Source organism: Micromonospora sp. NPDC049004 (assembly GCF_040649315.1).
Lineage (GTDB): Bacteria > Actinomycetota > Actinomycetes > Mycobacteriales > Micromonosporaceae > Micromonospora.
Genome location: NZ_JBEZFG010000006.1, coordinates 1 through 16,272, shown reverse-complemented (window position 1 = coordinate 16,272; position 16,272 = coordinate 1). Strand labels below are relative to the sequence as shown.

14 protein-coding genes are annotated in these 16,272 nt (G+C 71.0%); 5 read left to right on the top strand and 9 right to left on the bottom strand.

What is annotated here, in order from left to right; genetic code table 11:
• Positions 1-6: 6 nt before the first annotated feature.
• Both AB0B97_RS18900 and AB0B97_RS18895 read right to left on the bottom strand, forming a co-directional pair.
• Positions 7-1,212, bottom strand: coding sequence for an O-antigen ligase family protein (locus tag AB0B97_RS18900; protein ID WP_357495017.1), 1,206 nt, complete (start codon positions 1,210-1,212; stop codon positions 7-9).
• 182 nt (positions 1,213-1,394) lie between these two features.
• A complete protein-coding gene (locus AB0B97_RS18895) occupies positions 1,395-2,741 on the bottom strand; it encodes a glycosyltransferase (RefSeq protein WP_357495015.1) in 1,347 nt (448 codons plus the stop codon).
• A gap of 334 nt (positions 2,742-3,075) precedes the next feature.
• Between AB0B97_RS18895 and AB0B97_RS18890 the strand changes: the two genes are divergently transcribed.
• From AB0B97_RS18890 to wecB, 4 genes are read left to right on the top strand one after another with little or no spacing between them, the layout of a single operon-like run.
• A complete protein-coding gene (locus tag AB0B97_RS18890; protein WP_357495014.1) occupies positions 3,076-4,116 on the top strand; it encodes an SDR family NAD(P)-dependent oxidoreductase in 1,041 nt (346 codons plus the stop codon).
• The gene (locus tag AB0B97_RS18885; protein WP_357495013.1) at positions 4,110-5,237 is read left to right on the top strand and encodes an NAD-dependent epimerase/dehydratase family protein; all 1,128 of its coding nucleotides are present in this window, start codon (positions 4,110-4,112) and stop codon (positions 5,235-5,237) included. Before AB0B97_RS18890 ends, AB0B97_RS18885 begins: the two co-directional genes overlap by 7 nt.
• A complete protein-coding gene (locus tag AB0B97_RS18880; protein WP_357495011.1) occupies positions 5,234-6,472 on the top strand; it encodes a glycosyltransferase family 4 protein in 1,239 nt (412 codons plus the stop codon). The genes AB0B97_RS18885 and AB0B97_RS18880 overlap by 4 nt, the downstream gene beginning before the upstream one ends.
• Positions 6,469-7,593, top strand: coding sequence for a UDP-N-acetylglucosamine 2-epimerase (non-hydrolyzing) (gene wecB / locus AB0B97_RS18875; protein ID WP_357495010.1), 1,125 nt, complete (start codon positions 6,469-6,471; stop codon positions 7,591-7,593). The genes AB0B97_RS18880 and wecB overlap by 4 nt, the downstream gene beginning before the upstream one ends.
• A gap of 103 nt (positions 7,594-7,696) precedes the next feature.
• Here wecB and AB0B97_RS18870 read toward each other — a convergent pair whose 3' ends face one another.
• The 5 genes from AB0B97_RS18870 to AB0B97_RS18850 all read right to left on the bottom strand — a co-directional run bounded on the left by AB0B97_RS18870 (position 7,697) and on the right by AB0B97_RS18850 (position 13,294).
• A complete protein-coding gene (locus tag AB0B97_RS18870; RefSeq protein WP_357495008.1) occupies positions 7,697-9,571 on the bottom strand; it encodes a nucleoside-diphosphate sugar epimerase/dehydratase in 1,875 nt (624 codons plus the stop codon).
• Between the two features lie 138 nt (positions 9,572-9,709).
• Entirely contained in the window at positions 9,710-10,489 is a 780-nt protein-coding gene (locus AB0B97_RS18865) for a GNAT family N-acetyltransferase (protein ID WP_357495007.1), read from the bottom strand.
• Positions 10,486-11,118, bottom strand: a complete 633-nt coding sequence (locus AB0B97_RS18860) for a sugar transferase (RefSeq protein WP_357495005.1) — start codon at positions 11,116-11,118, stop codon at positions 10,486-10,488. The genes AB0B97_RS18865 and AB0B97_RS18860 overlap by 4 nt, the downstream gene beginning before the upstream one ends.
• Positions 11,115-12,152, bottom strand: a complete 1,038-nt coding sequence (locus AB0B97_RS18855) for a GNAT family N-acetyltransferase (RefSeq protein ID WP_357495003.1) — start codon at positions 12,150-12,152, stop codon at positions 11,115-11,117. Before AB0B97_RS18855 ends, AB0B97_RS18860 begins: the two co-directional genes overlap by 4 nt.
• Before the next feature lie 14 nt (positions 12,153-12,166).
• Positions 12,167-13,294 (bottom strand): aminotransferase class I/II-fold pyridoxal phosphate-dependent enzyme, encoded by a 1,128-nt coding sequence (locus AB0B97_RS18850; protein ID WP_357495001.1) that lies wholly within the window; start codon positions 13,292-13,294, stop codon positions 12,167-12,169.
• 242 nt (positions 13,295-13,536) lie between these two features.
• Between AB0B97_RS18850 and AB0B97_RS18845 the strand changes: the two genes are divergently transcribed.
• Complete coding sequence (locus AB0B97_RS18845) at positions 13,537-14,469, top strand: DUF389 domain-containing protein (RefSeq protein WP_357494999.1); 933 nt, start codon at positions 13,537-13,539, stop codon at positions 14,467-14,469.
• On the opposite strand, the gene AB0B97_RS18840 is transcribed toward AB0B97_RS18845, so the two are convergent.
• Together AB0B97_RS18840 and AB0B97_RS18835 are read right to left on the bottom strand one after the other, a co-directional pair.
• Entirely contained in the window at positions 14,399-14,866 is a 468-nt protein-coding gene (locus tag AB0B97_RS18840; protein ID WP_357494997.1) for a hypothetical protein, read from the bottom strand. The genes AB0B97_RS18845 and AB0B97_RS18840 overlap by 71 nt on opposite strands.
• A 21-nt stretch (positions 14,867-14,887) precedes the next feature.
• Positions 14,888-15,772 carry an aminoglycoside phosphotransferase family protein gene (locus AB0B97_RS18835; RefSeq protein WP_357495684.1) on the bottom strand — a complete coding sequence of 295 codons (885 nt, stop codon included), beginning with the start codon at positions 15,770-15,772 and terminating at the stop codon, positions 14,888-14,890.
• Positions 15,773-16,272: the final 500 nt, after the last annotated feature.

Sequence of the window (16,272 nt, the reverse complement as noted above, 5' to 3'; positions counted from 1 at the left end):
GGCCGGTCACCGCACCGGCCTGGCAGGTCGTATCCCGTAAGCCAGAGGACGGCTGACGCCCCCGAACTCGTCCCGGAGTTCCGTCGATCGATGACGCCCGCCATTCTGCAGGTGCGCGTTCGAGGCAATCCCGACGACGGAGAGAAGCGCCAACACCAGCCAGGCGCCTTGTGCGTACTCCCAGTGCCCGCTCAGCCAGATCGGCAGCAGACTCGTCGCGAAGAGACCGGCGAGCACTCGACCGGTGTGACCGGCGTTTCGGGCGGCGTAGGTCAGGGCTGCGATCATGGTCGACCCGTAGAGGAGAACGCCGATCAGACCGAGATCGGTACCGACGGTGAGGAGGAGATTGTGCGGGCCGATCTGGTAGGGATTCTCAAGTCGGAAGACGCCAGGACCGAGGCCCGCGAACGGATGCTCCATCCACGCCGATATGGCGACCGGCCACACTTCGAGCCTGCCGGACAGGTCGCCGGTCTCACGGCCGAAGAGACCGTCGAGCCGTTGCGCCGTCGAGCTGAAGAGGCTGGCAGCGGTGAACGGAAGCAGCAGGATCAACACCGGAACGCAGACGCGCGTCATCGTCCAGGCGAACTTCGACGTGATGCGGGACAGAGCGAGGATCGCCGCGCCCAGTACGAGCCCGAGCGTGGCGCCTTTGGAACCCGTCAGTAGAACGCCGTATGCCAACGCCAGAAGGGTGACGACGAGCACCGCCCGCATCGCCCGCGAGCGGGGGCCGACGTGTAGTAGGACGACTGCGAGCACCGCCCCGGTCGCCAGACTGTACGCGGTGTAGTTGATGTTGATGCCGTCCACGCCGTACCGAACGTTGTAGTCGAGGATCGCGTCGCGCTGGTCGGCATTGCCCCGCGCCCCGGTGATCAACGTGAAACACGTGGCGACGCAGCCGGCCAGGTGCGCGTAGGCCACCGTGATGAAATACGACTTGTTCCTGATGATGTGCCGCGCCGCGATGAAGACCAGACATGCCGATGCGTACATGTAGGCAAGCCAACGGGTGGCTGGAGGGTCAACTGTGTCGAGCAGCGCGCTGCCAAGTGCCCACACGGCGGTGAGACCCGCAAGCACGTCGGGAAGACGAAATCGTGGGAGATGTGAACTCAGCAGGACGGCGGCCACCGCCAGTGCGCCTCCGTAGGTGTTGGCCAGCTTCGGCGACCAGGCCGCCATGAAGGCTGCGGCGCACATCAACGCCAGGCCCGGAACGTCTCTGCTCAGCAGTTTCCCGGCTGGGTTCGGGGCGTACCGAGCGCCATTTCGGAATCTGTCCGACGCGTGACGCGGAGCAGAGAGGTGGGGTGGTCGGCCTGGGCCTTGGCCTGGGCCTGAGCGGGCAGGGCTGCTGGGGCTGAACGACGTCGTGAAGCTGCTCATCGAACTGCTTCTCCCTCAAGCGCTGTCGAGGCCGAACCGTCACGACGCGATCTCTGGTGCAAGATTCGCTCCATCTCGCAGTCCTGCTCGGCGGCGGCTTCCCGCACAGCCCGATAGAAGTCATTGCGTCGTCGATCGAGCGTGGCCTGGGAGAAGTCCCGGGCGCGTGTCAGGTTTCGAGCCGAAGCTTGGGCCCGCCGTGCGGGATCGTTCAGTAGTCGCCCTATCGCATCCGCCAAGGTAGCAGGGTCATCTGGAGGCACGATGTCCTCCTCGGCGAGCAGTTCCGGGATGCCGCCCACCGAGGATCCGATGGCAGGCAGTCCGCGAGCCATTGCCTCGACCAGCGCTTTGGGGAGACCTTCGGTCCGCGACGGCAAGGCGAACACGTCGGCCGCGTCAACGTGTTGGCGTACCTGCTCGCCTGCGGGCACGGATCCGAGGAATTGAATCTTGTCCCGCACGCCGAGTTGCGTGGCGAGCCGTTCCAGGTGAGCCTGTTGTCGGCCGGTTCCGATATGGACACAGCGCACCGGCAGCCCGGCCGCGAGCAGCCGGGAGAGTGCCCTGATCAAGGTGTCGATGCCCTTGTACAGCATTTCCAGCGACCCGACGGAGACGATGACGTACTCGTCGCGGTGCCGAGGCAGGGGCGGTGCGGCCACGTAGGCATCGGGCGGCATTTCCACGCTTGAGTACGCGGCGGTGACGGCGTGTGGGCCCGGCGGGTACCGCAACTGCAGGTACCGCTCGGTCACATACGAAACACCTGTCGCGGCCCGGCACTGGCGCCGGAGCATGTTCGTGTATCGCCGTCTCAACAAGGGGCGTAGTGGGTGGTTGACCACTCCCGGCGCGTAAACCGTGAAGGGGTCCGCCATCACCTCGACTGCGTAGGGGAGGCCCGAGCGGTCACGCGTGGTGGCAAGCAGCGATCCCAGTACCGTGGGCGCGCGAAGTATGAGGACGGCATGTGGATCGTCTGCCGCACGCAAGGCGCGAACGACAGCGCGCCGGCGCCGAAGGTACTGCCAGGGCCCGAGGTAGTGGGGGACAGGCCGCACCGTCACCCGGTGTCCGTCAACCCGATGGGAGCCGGGGGCCACGGATGCCACGTCCGCGACGCGGGCGAGTACCACCACCTCGTCGAAGGCAGACAGGTAGCGGGTGAAGAAGCCGTAGGCGGGTCCTTCTCGCGTCCAGATCGCCCCATCCGGTGTCCTGACGAACCTCGCTTCGACGGCGACCAGTGCCTTGACGTCGGTCTTTTCCTGCGGCGTGCAGGGTTCACCCAGGTGTACCAAGCCGTGCGCCGGCGTGTGCTCTGGGCTGCGGTCAGGCATGTTGCTCCTAGGGCGGGGCGGGGGTCTCGACGTGCGACGGCAGGTACCGGCAGGGGCGATGCGCCAAGGCTTCGGCAGATGCGCGTGGAAGACGCTGAATGAGTCCTACCAGTTTCTATCGTGGCGATTCGGACTTTCACGATTTTCTACCGACATCGGCCTCACGAGTCGGACAGCTCGACCTCTCCGGGGAGCTTCACGGTCGGCACTCACTAATGCGAACTTTGGGCGTTTCCGTGGCCGCTTGGGCTCGTTGCCCGATGTGTGACCGGCGGCCCGGCTGACGTGCCCACCGGCATGTGGACCTCTGCCAGAGCGAGACGGAGAGCAAGCTGTGACTTTCTCGACCACCGGACGCCGCGTTCTCATCACCGGCGGTACGGGTTCCTTCGGCCAGACCATGGTGCGCCGGCTCCTCGACCGTGGCGCCGGTGAGGTCCGGGTGCTCAGCCGGGACGAAGCCAAGCAGGACGCCATGCGTCGGTTGTTCGGCGACGAACGGGTTCGCTACTACGTCGGCGACGTGCGCGACTACGACTCGGTGCTCAAGGCCAGCCGGGGCATCGACTACGTCTTTCACGCCGCCGCCCTCAAGCAGGTGCCGTCGTGTGAGTTCTTCCCGCTGGAGGCCGTACGGACCAACGTGCTGGGCAGCGCCAACGTCATCGAGGCCGCCGAGCGCAACGGCGTCGGATCGGTAGTCGTGCTCAGCACGGACAAGGCCGTCCAGCCGGTCAACGCGATGGGCATGAGCAAGGCCCTCATGGAGAAGGTCGCCCAGGCGCACGCCCGGAACAACCCAAACAGCAGCACCACCGTCTCCTGCGTGCGCTACGGCAACGTCATGTACTCGCGGGGGTCGGTGATCCCCCTGTTCATCGAGCAGATCAAGGCCGGTCGTGCGCCCACCGTGACCGACGCCGGGATGACCCGGTTCCTGATGTCGCTCGCCGACTCGGTCGAGCTGGTCGAGCACGCCTTCCACCACGGTCGGCCCGGCGACATCTTCATCCGCAAGGCCGCCGCCTGCACCGTCGGCGACCTGGCCGAGGCGGTCTGCCACCTCTTCGACGTGCCCGCCAAGCTCGACGTGATCGGCGTGCGGCACGGAGAGAAGCACGCCGAGACGCTGGCCAGCAGGGAGGAACTCGCCCAGGCCGAGGACTTCGGCGACTTCCTCCGGGTGCCGCTGGACGCCCGCGACCTCAACTACGCGCTGTACGTCTCCGAGGGTGACCTCAGCGAGGGGCCGAGCGAGGACTTCAACTCGGCCAACGCGCCGCAGCTCGGCGTACCCGAGATCATCGCGCTGTTGAAGACGCTGCCCGAGGTACGCGCGGAGCTGGCGCTGCGGGATCCGGTGCTGGCGTGCTGAGGCTCGCCGTCACCGGCGCCGGCGGGTTCCTCGGCTGGCACGTGCGCGTGCTGCTGCGGGCGTTGGACTGGCCCGAACCGGTAGTGCTCACCCGGGCCGACCTCACCGATCCCGACGTGGTCGCCGCGAAGGTGGCCGGGGTCGACCGCGTGCTGCACCTGGCCGGCGTCAACCGGGGCGAGCCGGCCGATGTCGCGGCCGGGAACGTCCACCTCGCCGCGCAGCTCGCCGAGGGCCTCAAGCGTTGTGCGAATCCGCCCGCCCGGGTGGTCTACGCGAATTCGGTGCAGGCCGGCAACGGCACCCCGTACGGCGACGCCAAGGCCACCGCCGCGCGGGTGCTGGCGGCCACCGGCATCGAGGTCGACGACGTGCTGCTGCCGAACCTGTACGGCGAGCACGGGCGTCCGTACTACAACTCGGCAGTGGCGACGTTCTGCCGGGTGCTCGCCGAGGGTGGCCGGCCGGAGGTGCACGCCGACCGCGAGCTGAGCCTCGTGCACGTCACCGACGCGGCCGCCCGGCTCGTCGGCGTGCCGGCGGGCGGCTCGTGGGATCCGGCCATGCCGCCGGTGCGGATCGGCGTGCAGGCTCTGGCCAGCCTGCTCACCGGCATGGCCGCGACCTACCGGACCGGGGAGTTCCCATCCCTGGTGGGCCGGCACGACGTGCGGCTGTTCAACACCTACCGGTCACACTGCTTCCCGGCGCACTACCCGCTCGCGCTGCCGCGCCGGGCCGACGCCCGGGGCGAGCTGGTCGAGACGGTCAAGGCGCACGGCGGCGCCGGGCAGACGTTCTGCTCCACCACCCGCCCCGGCATCACCCGCGGTGAGCACTTCCACCTGGCGAAGGTGGAACGGTTCGTGGTGCTGCGCGGCTCGGCCGAGATCAGTCTGCGCCGGGTCGATGACACCGAGGTGCTGCGGTTCCCGGTCAGCGGCGACGAGCCGGTGCTGGTGGACATGCCCACGATGTGGGCGCACAAGCTGGTCAACACCGGCTCGGACGACCTGGTGACGATGTTCTGGACCAACGAGCTGTTCGACCCGGACCGACCGGACACCTGGCCCGAGCCGGTGGAGGCGACCCGGACGGCACCGGTGGCGGTCGGCGGGTGAAGGTTGGCCTGATCAGCCAGTGGTATCCCCCCGAGGGGGCGTTCATCCCCGGCAACCTGGCCACCGGGCTCGCCGATCGGGGCCACCAGGTGCGGGTGCTCACCACCTTTCCCAGCTACCCGTACGGCCGGATCTACCCCGGCTGGCGGCAGCGCTGGGGGCACCGCGAAACCGACGGGCCGGTGGCGGTCCGGCGGGTGCCGGCCTATCCGAGTCATGACGCCTCCGCCCTGCGGCGGGCGTTGAGCCTGCTGTCCTTCGGCGCCAGCAGCGCGGTGCCCGGGGCGCGGTGGCTCGCCGACGTCGACGTCACGTACGTCTACCACCCGCCACCCACGGCCGTCGCCGCCGCGGCGCTGCTGCGTGCCACCCGGCGGACACCGATGGTCCTGCACGTGCAGGATCTGTGGCCCGACTCGGTGACGCACTCCGGCATGGCGCCCACCGGCCGGGCCGGTCGCTCCCTGGACGGGGCAGTCGGGGCCCTGATGCGGGCGACGTACCGGTTGGCGGACACCATCGTGGTGATCTCGCCGACGATGGCCGAGCGGGTGGTGGCGGGAGGCGCCGACCCGGACCGGGTGCGCGTGGTCTGGAACTGGACCGACGACGCCCTGTTCCGGCCGGTGCCGGTCACCGCCGAGGCTCGTGCGGTGCTGGGTCATCGGGGGCGGTGCACGGTGATGTTCGCCGGCAACCTCGGGCTGCTGCAGGGCCTGGGCACGGCCATCCGGGCGGCGGCCGCTGCCCGGGACCGGTTGGACCTGGTGCTTGTCGGTTCCGGCGCGGGCGAGGACGCGGCCCGTCGGCTGGCGGCCGAGCTGGGCGCCGACAACGTGCGGTTCATCGGCAGGCACCCGCCCGATCAGATGGCCCAGCTGTCCGCGGCCGCGGACTGGCAGCTGGTGTGTCTGCGTGACGTGCCCGCCCTGCGGGCCGCCGTCCCGTCGAAGCTCCAAGCGGCGTTGGCCTGCGGCATGCCGGTGATCGCCGCGGCGGGCGGCGACACCGCCGCCCTCGTCCGCTCGGCCGGGCTGGGTCTGGTCTGCCCGCCGGAGGACTGGCGGGCGCTCGCCGACCAGTTCGTGGCGGCGGCCGACCTGCCCAGCGACGTCCGGCGTGAGATGGGTAGCCGGGCCCGACACGTCTACCAGGAGCGGATGTCGCTGCGGGTGGGCGTCGACCAGTTCGAGGACATCCTGACCAAGGTGGCTGCGCAGAGAGGACGGGCATGACCAGGATCATGACTGTGGTCGGCACTCGACCGGAGATCATTCGGCTGTCGCGGGTGCTCGCCCGGCTCGACGACACGGTCGACCACGTTCTGGTCCACACCGGGCAGAACTGGGACCCGACGTTGTCCGACGTGTTCTTCACCGAGCTGCGGCTGCGCCAGCCCGACCGGTTCCTGGAGGTCGACACCTCGTCGCTCGGCCGGGTCCTCGGGGGCGTGCTGGTCGGCATGGAGCAGGCGATCGCCGAGCTGCGGCCGGACGCGCTGCTGGTGCTGGGCGACACCAACAGTTGCATCGCCGCGCTGATGGCGCGGCGGATGCGGGTGCCGGTGTACCACATGGAGGCGGGAAACCGCTGCTTCGACCTGAACGTGCCGGAGGAGACCAACCGTCGGCTGGTCGACCACGTGGCGGACTTCAACCTGGTCTACACCGAACACGCCAGGCGCAATCTGCTCGCCGAGGGCCTGCACCCGCGCCGCATCCTGCACACCGGCTCGCCGATGCGGGAGGTGCTGGAGCACTACCGGGCGTCGATCGCCAGCTCGACGATCCTGCGGCAGTTGGAGCTGGAACCGGGCGGGTACTTCCTGGTCAGCGCGCACCGCGAGGAGAACGTGGACCGCCCCGACCGGCTCCGCCGGCTGCTGGACTGCCTGGTCGCGGTGCGCGACAGGTGGGGCTTGCCGGTGCTGGTCTCCACGCACCCGCGGACCCGCAAGCGGCTGGAGGCGCTGGCCCCGGACGCCACCACGCTGGACGGCATCGCCTTCCACGAGCCGTTCGGCCTGCTCGACTACGTGCACCTGCAGACCAGGGCGTACTGCACCCTGTCGGACAGCGGGACCGTCAGCGAGGAGTCCGCCATCCTCGGCTTCCCGGCGGTGACGCTGCGCGAGTCGATCGAACGCCCGGAGGCGCTCGACGCCGGCGGCATCATCATGACCGGTCTCGACCCGCAGGGCGTGGTCGAGGCGGTCGAGGTGACAGTGGCCCAGGTCGCCGCGCAGGGGGTCCCCTGCCCGGTGGACTACCAGGTGCCGGACACCTCCCGGCGGGTCGTCGACTTCATCCTCTCCACAGTCCGCCGGCACCACGACTGGGCGGGCATCCGCCGCTGACCCCGCCGGCGCCGAACCAGCCGGCGCCGAACCGGGCAGCATCAGCCGGACAGGCGACAGGGCCGGTCACCGCGAACCGCGGTGGCCGGCCCTGTGGCAATCGTCAGCGTGACTGCAGCGGTACGCCCAGCGGACCGTTCACCACCGGCGGCGTCGGCTGGGCGCAGAGCAGGGCGAGCTGCTCGACGACCTTCGCCGGCTCGGCGTACGGGTCGAGCCCGCGCACCTCCCTCGGGTCCAGCGTTGGAACCGTCACGTGTGACACCAGAGGGTGCAGCGGCCGGGTGTCGATCTCGCCGGCCCCGAGCAGGTCCTCGTGCAGCTTCTCGCCCGGCCGCAGGCCGGTGTAGACGATCGGGACGCTGCTGGTGGCATGGTCGGCCATCTGCCGGGCGAGGTCGGCGATGCGCACCGGCTCGCCCATGTCCAGCACCAGAGCCTCCCCGTCCCGGCCTATCTCCGTGGCCTGGAGAACCAGATGGACGGCTTCCTGGAGGGTCATGAGATAGCGGGTCACGTCCGGGTGGGTGACGGTCAAGGGGTTCCCGGCCTCGATCTGCCGTTGGAACGCTGTCACCACCGAGCCCCGGCTGCTCAACACGTTGCCGAACCGGACGCTGAGGAACGTGCCCGGAAACCGCGACGCGGCGTGCGCGGTCAGCAGCTCGGTGATTCGCTTCGAGTAACCGAGGACACTGATCGGGTTTGCCGCCTTGTCCGTGGAGATGTTCACGAACTTGGCCACGTCCCGGCAGGCGTCGAGGACCGACAGCGTGCCCCAGACGTTCGTCTTGACCGCCTCGCCGGGGTGCCGCTGGAGCAGGGTGAGGTGCTTGAGCGCCGCCGCGTGGAAGATGACGTCCGGCCGGCGTTCGCGGATGATCCGGCGGATGCCCTCGTCGTCGCGCAGGTCGGCGAGGATCAGCTCCGGGCCGTCGAGCAGGGCACGACCGGCCAGCGACATCTGGAGGCTGTGCAGGGCCGTCTCGTCGCGGTCCAGCATCATCACCTCACCCGGGTCGGCCTTCATGACCTGTCGGCAGAGTTCCGAGCCGATCGAGCCGCCGGCGCCGGTGACGAGGATCCGCAGGCCGGTCAGGCTGTTGCCGCTCAGCGGCAGGTCGGCGACGACCTGACGACGGCCGAGCAGGTCACTGATCTGCACGTCGCGGACGTCGGTGACGGTGATCCGGTGGTCCACCAGGTCCCGCACGGGCGGCAGCACCTTGAAGGCGGCGCCCGTCTCGAGGGTCGCCTCGCGGATCTGACGGATCAGGGCGGCGTCGGCGTTGGCGACCGAGAAGATCACGGCACCGGCTCCGGTACGTCGGACGGCAGCGCCGACGTCGTGGCGGCCGCCCAGCACCCGCACCCCGCCGACGCGCAGGTCGCGCTTCTCCGGATCGTCGTCGAGCGCGCCGACCGGCAGGTACCGTCCGCGCGGGTCGCCGAGCATGGCCCGCAGCAGGCCCTGGCCCGCGTCGCCCATACCGAACAGCAGCACCGGCGTCGCCGAGCGGACGTCGGGGCGCATGGCCAGATCGTGGCGGTGCCGGTAGACGAACCGCGCGGCGAGCATGAACAGCACGGCCAGCGCGCCACCGATGAGGGGGGTGCTGGCGGGTACCGGTCGCTCGGCGAGCGGCAACAGACCGACGGTCAGGATGCCCGCGATCGTGATCGCCGTGCCGACGACACGCTGGACCTCGTGGAGGCTGCCGACGGGGTGCCGGCCCGAGCGGAGCCGCCGCAGCGGCACCAACCCGGTGTGCAGGACCGCCGCGATGCCACCGAGGGTCACCGCGCGCGTCAGTTCGCCAGCGGTGAGGGCGAACTCGTACCGCGCCCAGGTGGCCAGCACAACCCCGACGATCCAGGCGCCACCGTCCGTGCCGAGGAGCACAGCCGCCCGGGGCACCGCCCCCCATCGCACTCCGGCCCGTTCCGAGCGTCGTTCTTCTTCGATGTGCCGCGGCATGTGTGTCCTCGTCCCAATCGTTCGGCCGCCAGGACCGGCGGTGGCTTTTACGCCTTGTGTAGTGATACCTCCTATTTATTGATCAGTTGTCTTTTTCGCGTACTGCCTCGCCGGGCGCTGTGCTCAGCTCCGGAGCTCTCAGCCCCGCAGCTCGACCGGACGCGACATCCGGGCAAAATGAGCGAACCCGTCGGCCGTCCCGGCCTCGGCTTTGCGGGTCGAGCTGATCCGATAGCAGCGGCTGGTCGGCACGACCTCCGCCAGGGCGGCGGCGAGACCCGGGCCGGGCGCGTCCGCGGCGAGACGCAGGGACGCGCCGACGACACGGACGCTCGTCGTGCCGGTCGCCCACCCGATCCGAAGATCGCCGAAGCCGTACGCCGAGTGGTGCGCCGCGAACGACGGCCAGTCGAGCAGGCGGACGGTGGGATCGGGTGCGACTCCATCGAGTCGCACCTCGGTCCACTGTGCGTACGACTCGTCGGTGAAGCCGCGTCGCTCGTAGAGGCGCCGCGCCCGTGGGTTTCCCAACGACACGTCCAGCGCGAGGTCGGCGCACCCGAGGTGGCGTGCCAGGTCGTACCCGTCGTCGAGCAGCAGTCCGCCCCACCCGCGTCCCCGCTGCCCGGCGGCGACAGCTATGCCGTTGAGGAAGAGTCGCCGCCCCAGCACCCGCCAGTCGGCGACCGCGCGTACCCGGGAGGCGTCGCGGACGCAGCGCAGCACGACCGTACGGAGATCGCTGGGCGGGGCGACGGCCGCGCCGAGGAAGGCGGCGAAGTCGGTTGCGTGGTACGGCGTCAGACCCGCGCACCCGGTGGGTATGGACTGGCGGAGCAGCTCCACGATCCCGTCGAGGTGCGGATCGGTCGGCTCGTCGACGGTGACGATGCCGGTCCGCGGCACCAGGACTGTCACGTCAGCATCCGCTCCCGGTCGAGGTCCAGCATCTGCGCCGACGGGTCCGTCGCGACGCCGGCACCGCTGAGGACCGCGCGGACGGTGCGGGCGATGATCCGCAGCTCCAGCCCGAGCGACCAGTTCGTGACGTAGACGACGTCCAGTTCGAGACGCTCGTTCCAGGCCAGCCCGTTGCGCCCGTGGATCTGCGCCAGCCCGGTGATCCCCGGGGGCACCTCGAAGCGCAGCCGTTCCCGTTCGGTGTAGAACGGGTCGTACCGGGGCAGCAGCGGGCGCGGCCCGACCAGGCTGAGCTCGCCCTTGAGCACGTTCACCAGCTGGGGCAGCTCGTCGATGCTCGCCCGCCGCAGCAGCAGACCGATGCCCTTGCACCGTTCCCCGTCCGGCAGGAGCATGCCGTGCGCGTCGCGCTCGTCGGTCATCGTGCGCAGCTTGTAGACGGTGAACGGGCGGCCCGCCCGGCCGGTCCGTTGCTGGCGGAACAGGACCGGGGCGCCCAGCTGCCGGCGGATCAGGACCGCGGCCAGGGCCAGCACCGGAGAGAGCACGACCAGGATGGTCAGGCTCACCACGACGTCGATGAGCCGTTTGATCCGACGTTGCGTGTCGAGGGTCGCCGTGTTCATGCGACACCCGCCCGGTACGCCGGGAAGTAGCCGCTGGACTCCAGGTCCTCGGCCGTACGGCCCAGCCGTCGGGCCCGCGCGGCGACCAGCTCCCGGTAGCGGGCCGGGACGATGACAGCGGAGCCCGTCCAGAACGGGGTGCGGGCGCCGCCGAAGGAGCGCTTGAACTGGAAGAGCCCGTCGTCGGCTCGGACGCCGCCGCCCAGGTGGACCAGCCGGCACCCGTGTTCCGCAGCCCACTCCAGGATGCTCCAGACCAGCAGGTTGTTGGCGCCGGCGCGCGCGGCGAGCGGGTCGGACCCGGCCAGGTGGTAGTGGGCCCGGTCCCGGTGCCGCAGCACGAGGGCGGCCGCCACCACGGCGGCGTCCGCGTCGCGTACCTCCACGATGGACAGCGCCTTGTCCAGCCCGGCGGCAAGGTGGCGGTAGTAGCGGTCCGGGAACAGGTACCAGGGCTGGCTGCCCAGCCGGATCATTGTCGACTCGTAGAGCCGGCGAAAGGGCGTACCGGGAAGCAGGTCCTCCTGGCGGGCGGGACGGACGGTGCCGGTCAGACCACTCTTGCGGGCCTTGCGGATGGCGGTGCGGGATCGGCCCTCCATCCCGTCCCACACCTCGTCCGGCCCCGGCGACACGTCGACGGTGACGGTGTCGGCTCGGCGGGTCAACTCGACGGACGCGAGCCCCCGGACCGCCTCGACCGAGGCGGGATCCAGCGGCGAGAAGCGCAGGAAGAGCGTGACGACGCCGGCGTCCCGCCAGTGGGCGACCGCACGGGACCAGAAGCGGGCCAGGTCCGCGGGGGTGCAGCCGGCGTCGACGTGCAGACCCGAGTAGCCGTACGGGCTCGCGGCGTCGGCGTCGGTGTCGTTCACCGACCGCAGTACGTGGGGCAGCATGAGTCGGTCGTACTCGTGGATGGTCTGCCAGCTGCCCGATTCGGTCTCGGCGGCTGCCCGGCCGTAGCCGGCGGTGAAGTACACGTCGGGGCAGGAGGTGTCCAGCAGGGCGGCCGGGGCGCCGGGACCGGTCACCGCGAATCCGTCGGTCACCGGCGGCCCAGGAACTCGTCGATGGCCCGGCGGACCCGCTCGCCCTCGTGTTCGGCCATCGCCGAGCCGCTGGGCAGGGTGAGGCCGGTGGCGAAGAGCCGTTCGGCAGCGCCGGTGAGCACCGCCTCCGCCCCGGCGTGCACGGGTTGCAGGTGCATCGGCTTCCACACCGGACGCGTCTCGATGTCCTGGGCGGCGAGGTGCGCGGCCAGTTCCCCGGGCCACCACCCGGAGATCTCCGGCTCCACCACGATGGTGGTCAGCCAGCAGTTGGCGCCGGGATCTCCGTCGCCGAGCAGCCGAACCCCCGGCACCGAGGCGAACAGCTTGGCGTACCTGTCGCGCAGCTCGTGGCGGCGGCGGATCATGCCGTCCAACCGGGACAGCTGCGCCCTCCCGATCGCCGCCAGCACGTTGCTCAGCCGGTAGTTGTAGCCGATGTCGGTGTGTTCGTAGTGCGCGACGGGCTGTCGTGCCTGGGTCGCCAGGTACCGGGCACGGGCCGCGAGCTCGGCGTCGTCGGTGAGCAGCATGCCGCCGCCCGACGTGGTCATGATCTTGTTGCCGTTGAAGGACAGCACCCCGGCGCGGCCGAACGACCCGGCGGCCCGGCCGGAGCGGGTGGCGCCGAGCGCCTCGGCGGCGTCCTCGATGACCGGATGGCCGGCGCGGGCGCACACCGGAAGCAGGCGGTCGTAGTCGGCGCAGACGCCGAACATGTCCACCGGCACGACCGCCGCGACCCGCCGCCCCTCGGCGTCGAGCCGGTCGAGCAGCGACTCGAGCAGGTCCACGTCGATGTTGCCGGTCATCGGATCGCAGTCCACGAAGATCGGCTCGGCGCCGGTGTAGACGGCGGCGTTGGCGGTGGCCGCGAAGGTCAGCGTCGGCATGACGACCACCTGCCCGGGGCCGGCGCCGACCGCCAGCAGCGCCAGGTGCAGGGCGGCAGTGCCGGAGCTGGTGGCAACGGCGTACGACGTCCCGATCCGCTCGGCCAGCTCGGCCTCGAAGGCGTCGACATCGGGACCCAGCGGCGCCACCCAGCCGGAGCGGATGGCGGCAAGCGCGTACGACTCCTCAAGCTGACCGACGTCGGGCGGGGAGAGGTAGACCTTGCTCATGCTCGGATGACTCCCGCCGTCGCCGGGCCAAACTGACAAACCGGTTGTACCACCAGCACAGCTCCCATACATGCGTTTTGGCCTTTCGAGGCCGATTCCGGGATATACCACTCGCCGTGGGGGTGTCGGTCCCGGAAGACTCTTCGCGTCGAGCCCCCGTCAGCGGCGGCTACAGTGCTGCGAGCCGCGCCCACCGGTGGGCTCAACGCGCGAAGGGAGCCTGTGGGTGGCTGCATCTGAGGGTGATCGCTCCGAAGGACCAGTCGGAGGCGGTCGCCGACCTGCTGGCCGCCGACCCCGGCGTGACCCACCTGGTGGTGCTGCCCGGTGTCGCCCGGCAGCCCCGCGGTGACCTCATCCAGTGCGACGTGGTCCGGGAGAGCGCCGACAACGTGCTCCAGGGCCTTCAGCGCCTCGGCGTGGAGGCGCGCGGAGGGATCGCCGCCGACGATGTCGAGCTGACCATCTCGGCGGCGGCCGACCGCGCAGCCGAGGAGGCGCCCGGCAGTGGCGCCGACGCGGTGGTCTGGGACGAGATCGCCGCCAAGACCGGCGAGCAGACCGAGCTGTCCGGCACCTACCTGGTGCTGATCATCGTGGCGACGATGATCGCCGGCATCGGCGTACTGCTGGACCAGCCGATCCTCATCGTGGGCGCGATGGTGGTCGGCCCCGAGTTCGGCCCGCTCGCCGCGCTCTGCGTGGCGCTGCTGCGCCGCCGCCTCGGCGTGATCGGCCGGTCGGTGCAGGCCCTGACGGTCGGCTTCCTGGCGGCCATGGTGGCGACCGTGCTGAGCACCTGGGCCCTGACCGCCGCCGGGCTGGTCGGCAAGGAGATGCTGCTCGCCGATCGGCCGCTCACCGACTTCATCTGGCGACCGGACGCGCTGTCCTGGGTCGTCGGCCTGCTCGCCGGCGTGGCCGGCATGCTTTCGTTGACCTCGAAGAAGTCGGGCAGCCTCGTCGGGGTACTGATCTCGGTGACGACGGTCCCGGCCGCGGCGAACGTGGCGGTCGCCGCCGCCTACGGAGTGTGGGACGAGGCCGGCGGCTCGGCCCTCCAGTTGGTGATCAACGTGTGCGCGATCGTCGTGGCCGGGCTGCTCACGCTCGTGGTGCAGCAGCTCTGGTGGTGGAACCTGGCTCGTCGGTCCCGTCGGTCAGCCGCCGGTTGAGCAGGGTCCGCAGCGGGATCGACTCGCCGTCGCGGCCACCCGCCCCCACCACCAGCGGCGGCGGGCTGGGCTGCGGATCGACGCCGAGGAGTCGGGCCCGCAGGCCACCCGGCACGGTCAGCAGGTGGAACCGCCCGGCCACGTCCACCGCCCGCGTCTCGGCCCGGTCGACGTACCAGCCGGTCAGCCCGGTCCGGTAGCGCCCGCGCCCGTCGTACCCCCGGGCGACCAGGCGCGTGGTCGGCAGCCCGCGCCGGGTGGCCTCGGCCACGAACCAGGCCACCAGTTCCGCGGCCTGCGCCTGTTCGGCGGCCCGCCGCCGCGCGTCCGCGTCGGCGTGCGCCCGCACCGCGCGCTGCTGCCGCTCCCGCCACTCGCGGCCGTCGTCCTCACCCACGAGCCGACGGTACGCCCCGACTCAGTCGAGCACGGCCCGCAGGGTGTGCCGGGCGATGCCGGCCATCACGGGGTTGGTGTCGACGTAGTACGGCAGCGCGTTGATCGCCTGCTCCAGGGCCCAGCCGCGCCCCCGCTCCCAGGTGGCGTCGTCCACGCCCAACGCCCGCCGGTACGTCTCCCGCGGCCCGAGGTCCAACAGGTTCCACGCCGGCATCAGATCCACCGCGGGGTCGCCGACCGTGACCGACTCCAGGTCGATGACCGCGACCAGCCGCCCGTCGCGGACGAGCAGGTTGCCCGGCATCAGGTCGGCGTGGATCCACACGTCGGCCGGATCGTTCCGGCGCGCGCTCCGGCACCGGTCCCACACCTCGGCGAGCGCGTCGGTGTCGGTGAGTTCGCCGCTGACGGCGAGGGCGGCCCGTACGCCGGCATCCTGGTCCGCCAGGGGCCCACCCCGGCCGGACCCCGGCCACGACCGTCCGCCGGTGTCGATGCCGTGCAGGGCGACCACGACGGCGGCCAGGTCACGGGCGAAGACGTCCGGGTCGTCGATCCGGTCGGCCCGGGCCGTCTCCCCGGGGATGAACCGGTACGCCGTCCACGACCCGGGGTAGCCGTCGCCCGGCGCACCGAGGCCGAGCGGTTCGGGCACCGCGATCGGCAGGTGCGCGGCGAGCAGCAGGGCGTGTTCCTGCTCCCGCCGCAGCTCGTCGCGCAGCGCGGGGTCGGCAGAGGGCCGCAGCGGAAACCGCAGCACGAATTCGGTGCCGAGCCGGAACAGGGCGTTCACGGTGCCGGCCGAACGGAGGGGCCGCACCGACAGCCCCCGCCAACGCGGAAACTGTTCGGCCACCAGCGCGGCAACAACGTCCGCGCTCACGTCCATCTGGTCGGCATGCATCCGCACCGCGAGATCATCACCCAGACCGCCACGGACACGCGACCCGTTTCCGCCCGCCGCCCTGCCCTGCCCTGCTCGCCCTGCCCTGCTCGCCCCGCCCGCTCTGCTCGCCCCGCCCGTTCTGCTCGCCCCGCCCTGCCCGCCCCCGCTCGCCTAGCCGCCCGTCGCCCGCTCGCGGTCGGCTCGCCGTTCGCCCGGCCGTGCGCTCGCTTGCCGTTCGCCCCGCCGTGCGCTCGCTCACCGCCCGCCGCCCGCTCGCCCGCCGCACGCGGCCGACTGACACGGTCACGGCTGCCGCGCTCGGGACCCAACCTTCCCCAGCGTCGCCTGTCGAGCTGCCCCAGATCTGGGGCAGGCCGGCTGACGACGCCGACAACTCCAGATCTTGGACAGTTTCCGTTCGCGCGGCGGGCTCAACCGATGGTTGCAACACCCTTTCGTGATCGTCGTTGGGGTGGTTATGGCGTCGAGGTTGAGTCCGCTGGAGCGGGAGCAGATCG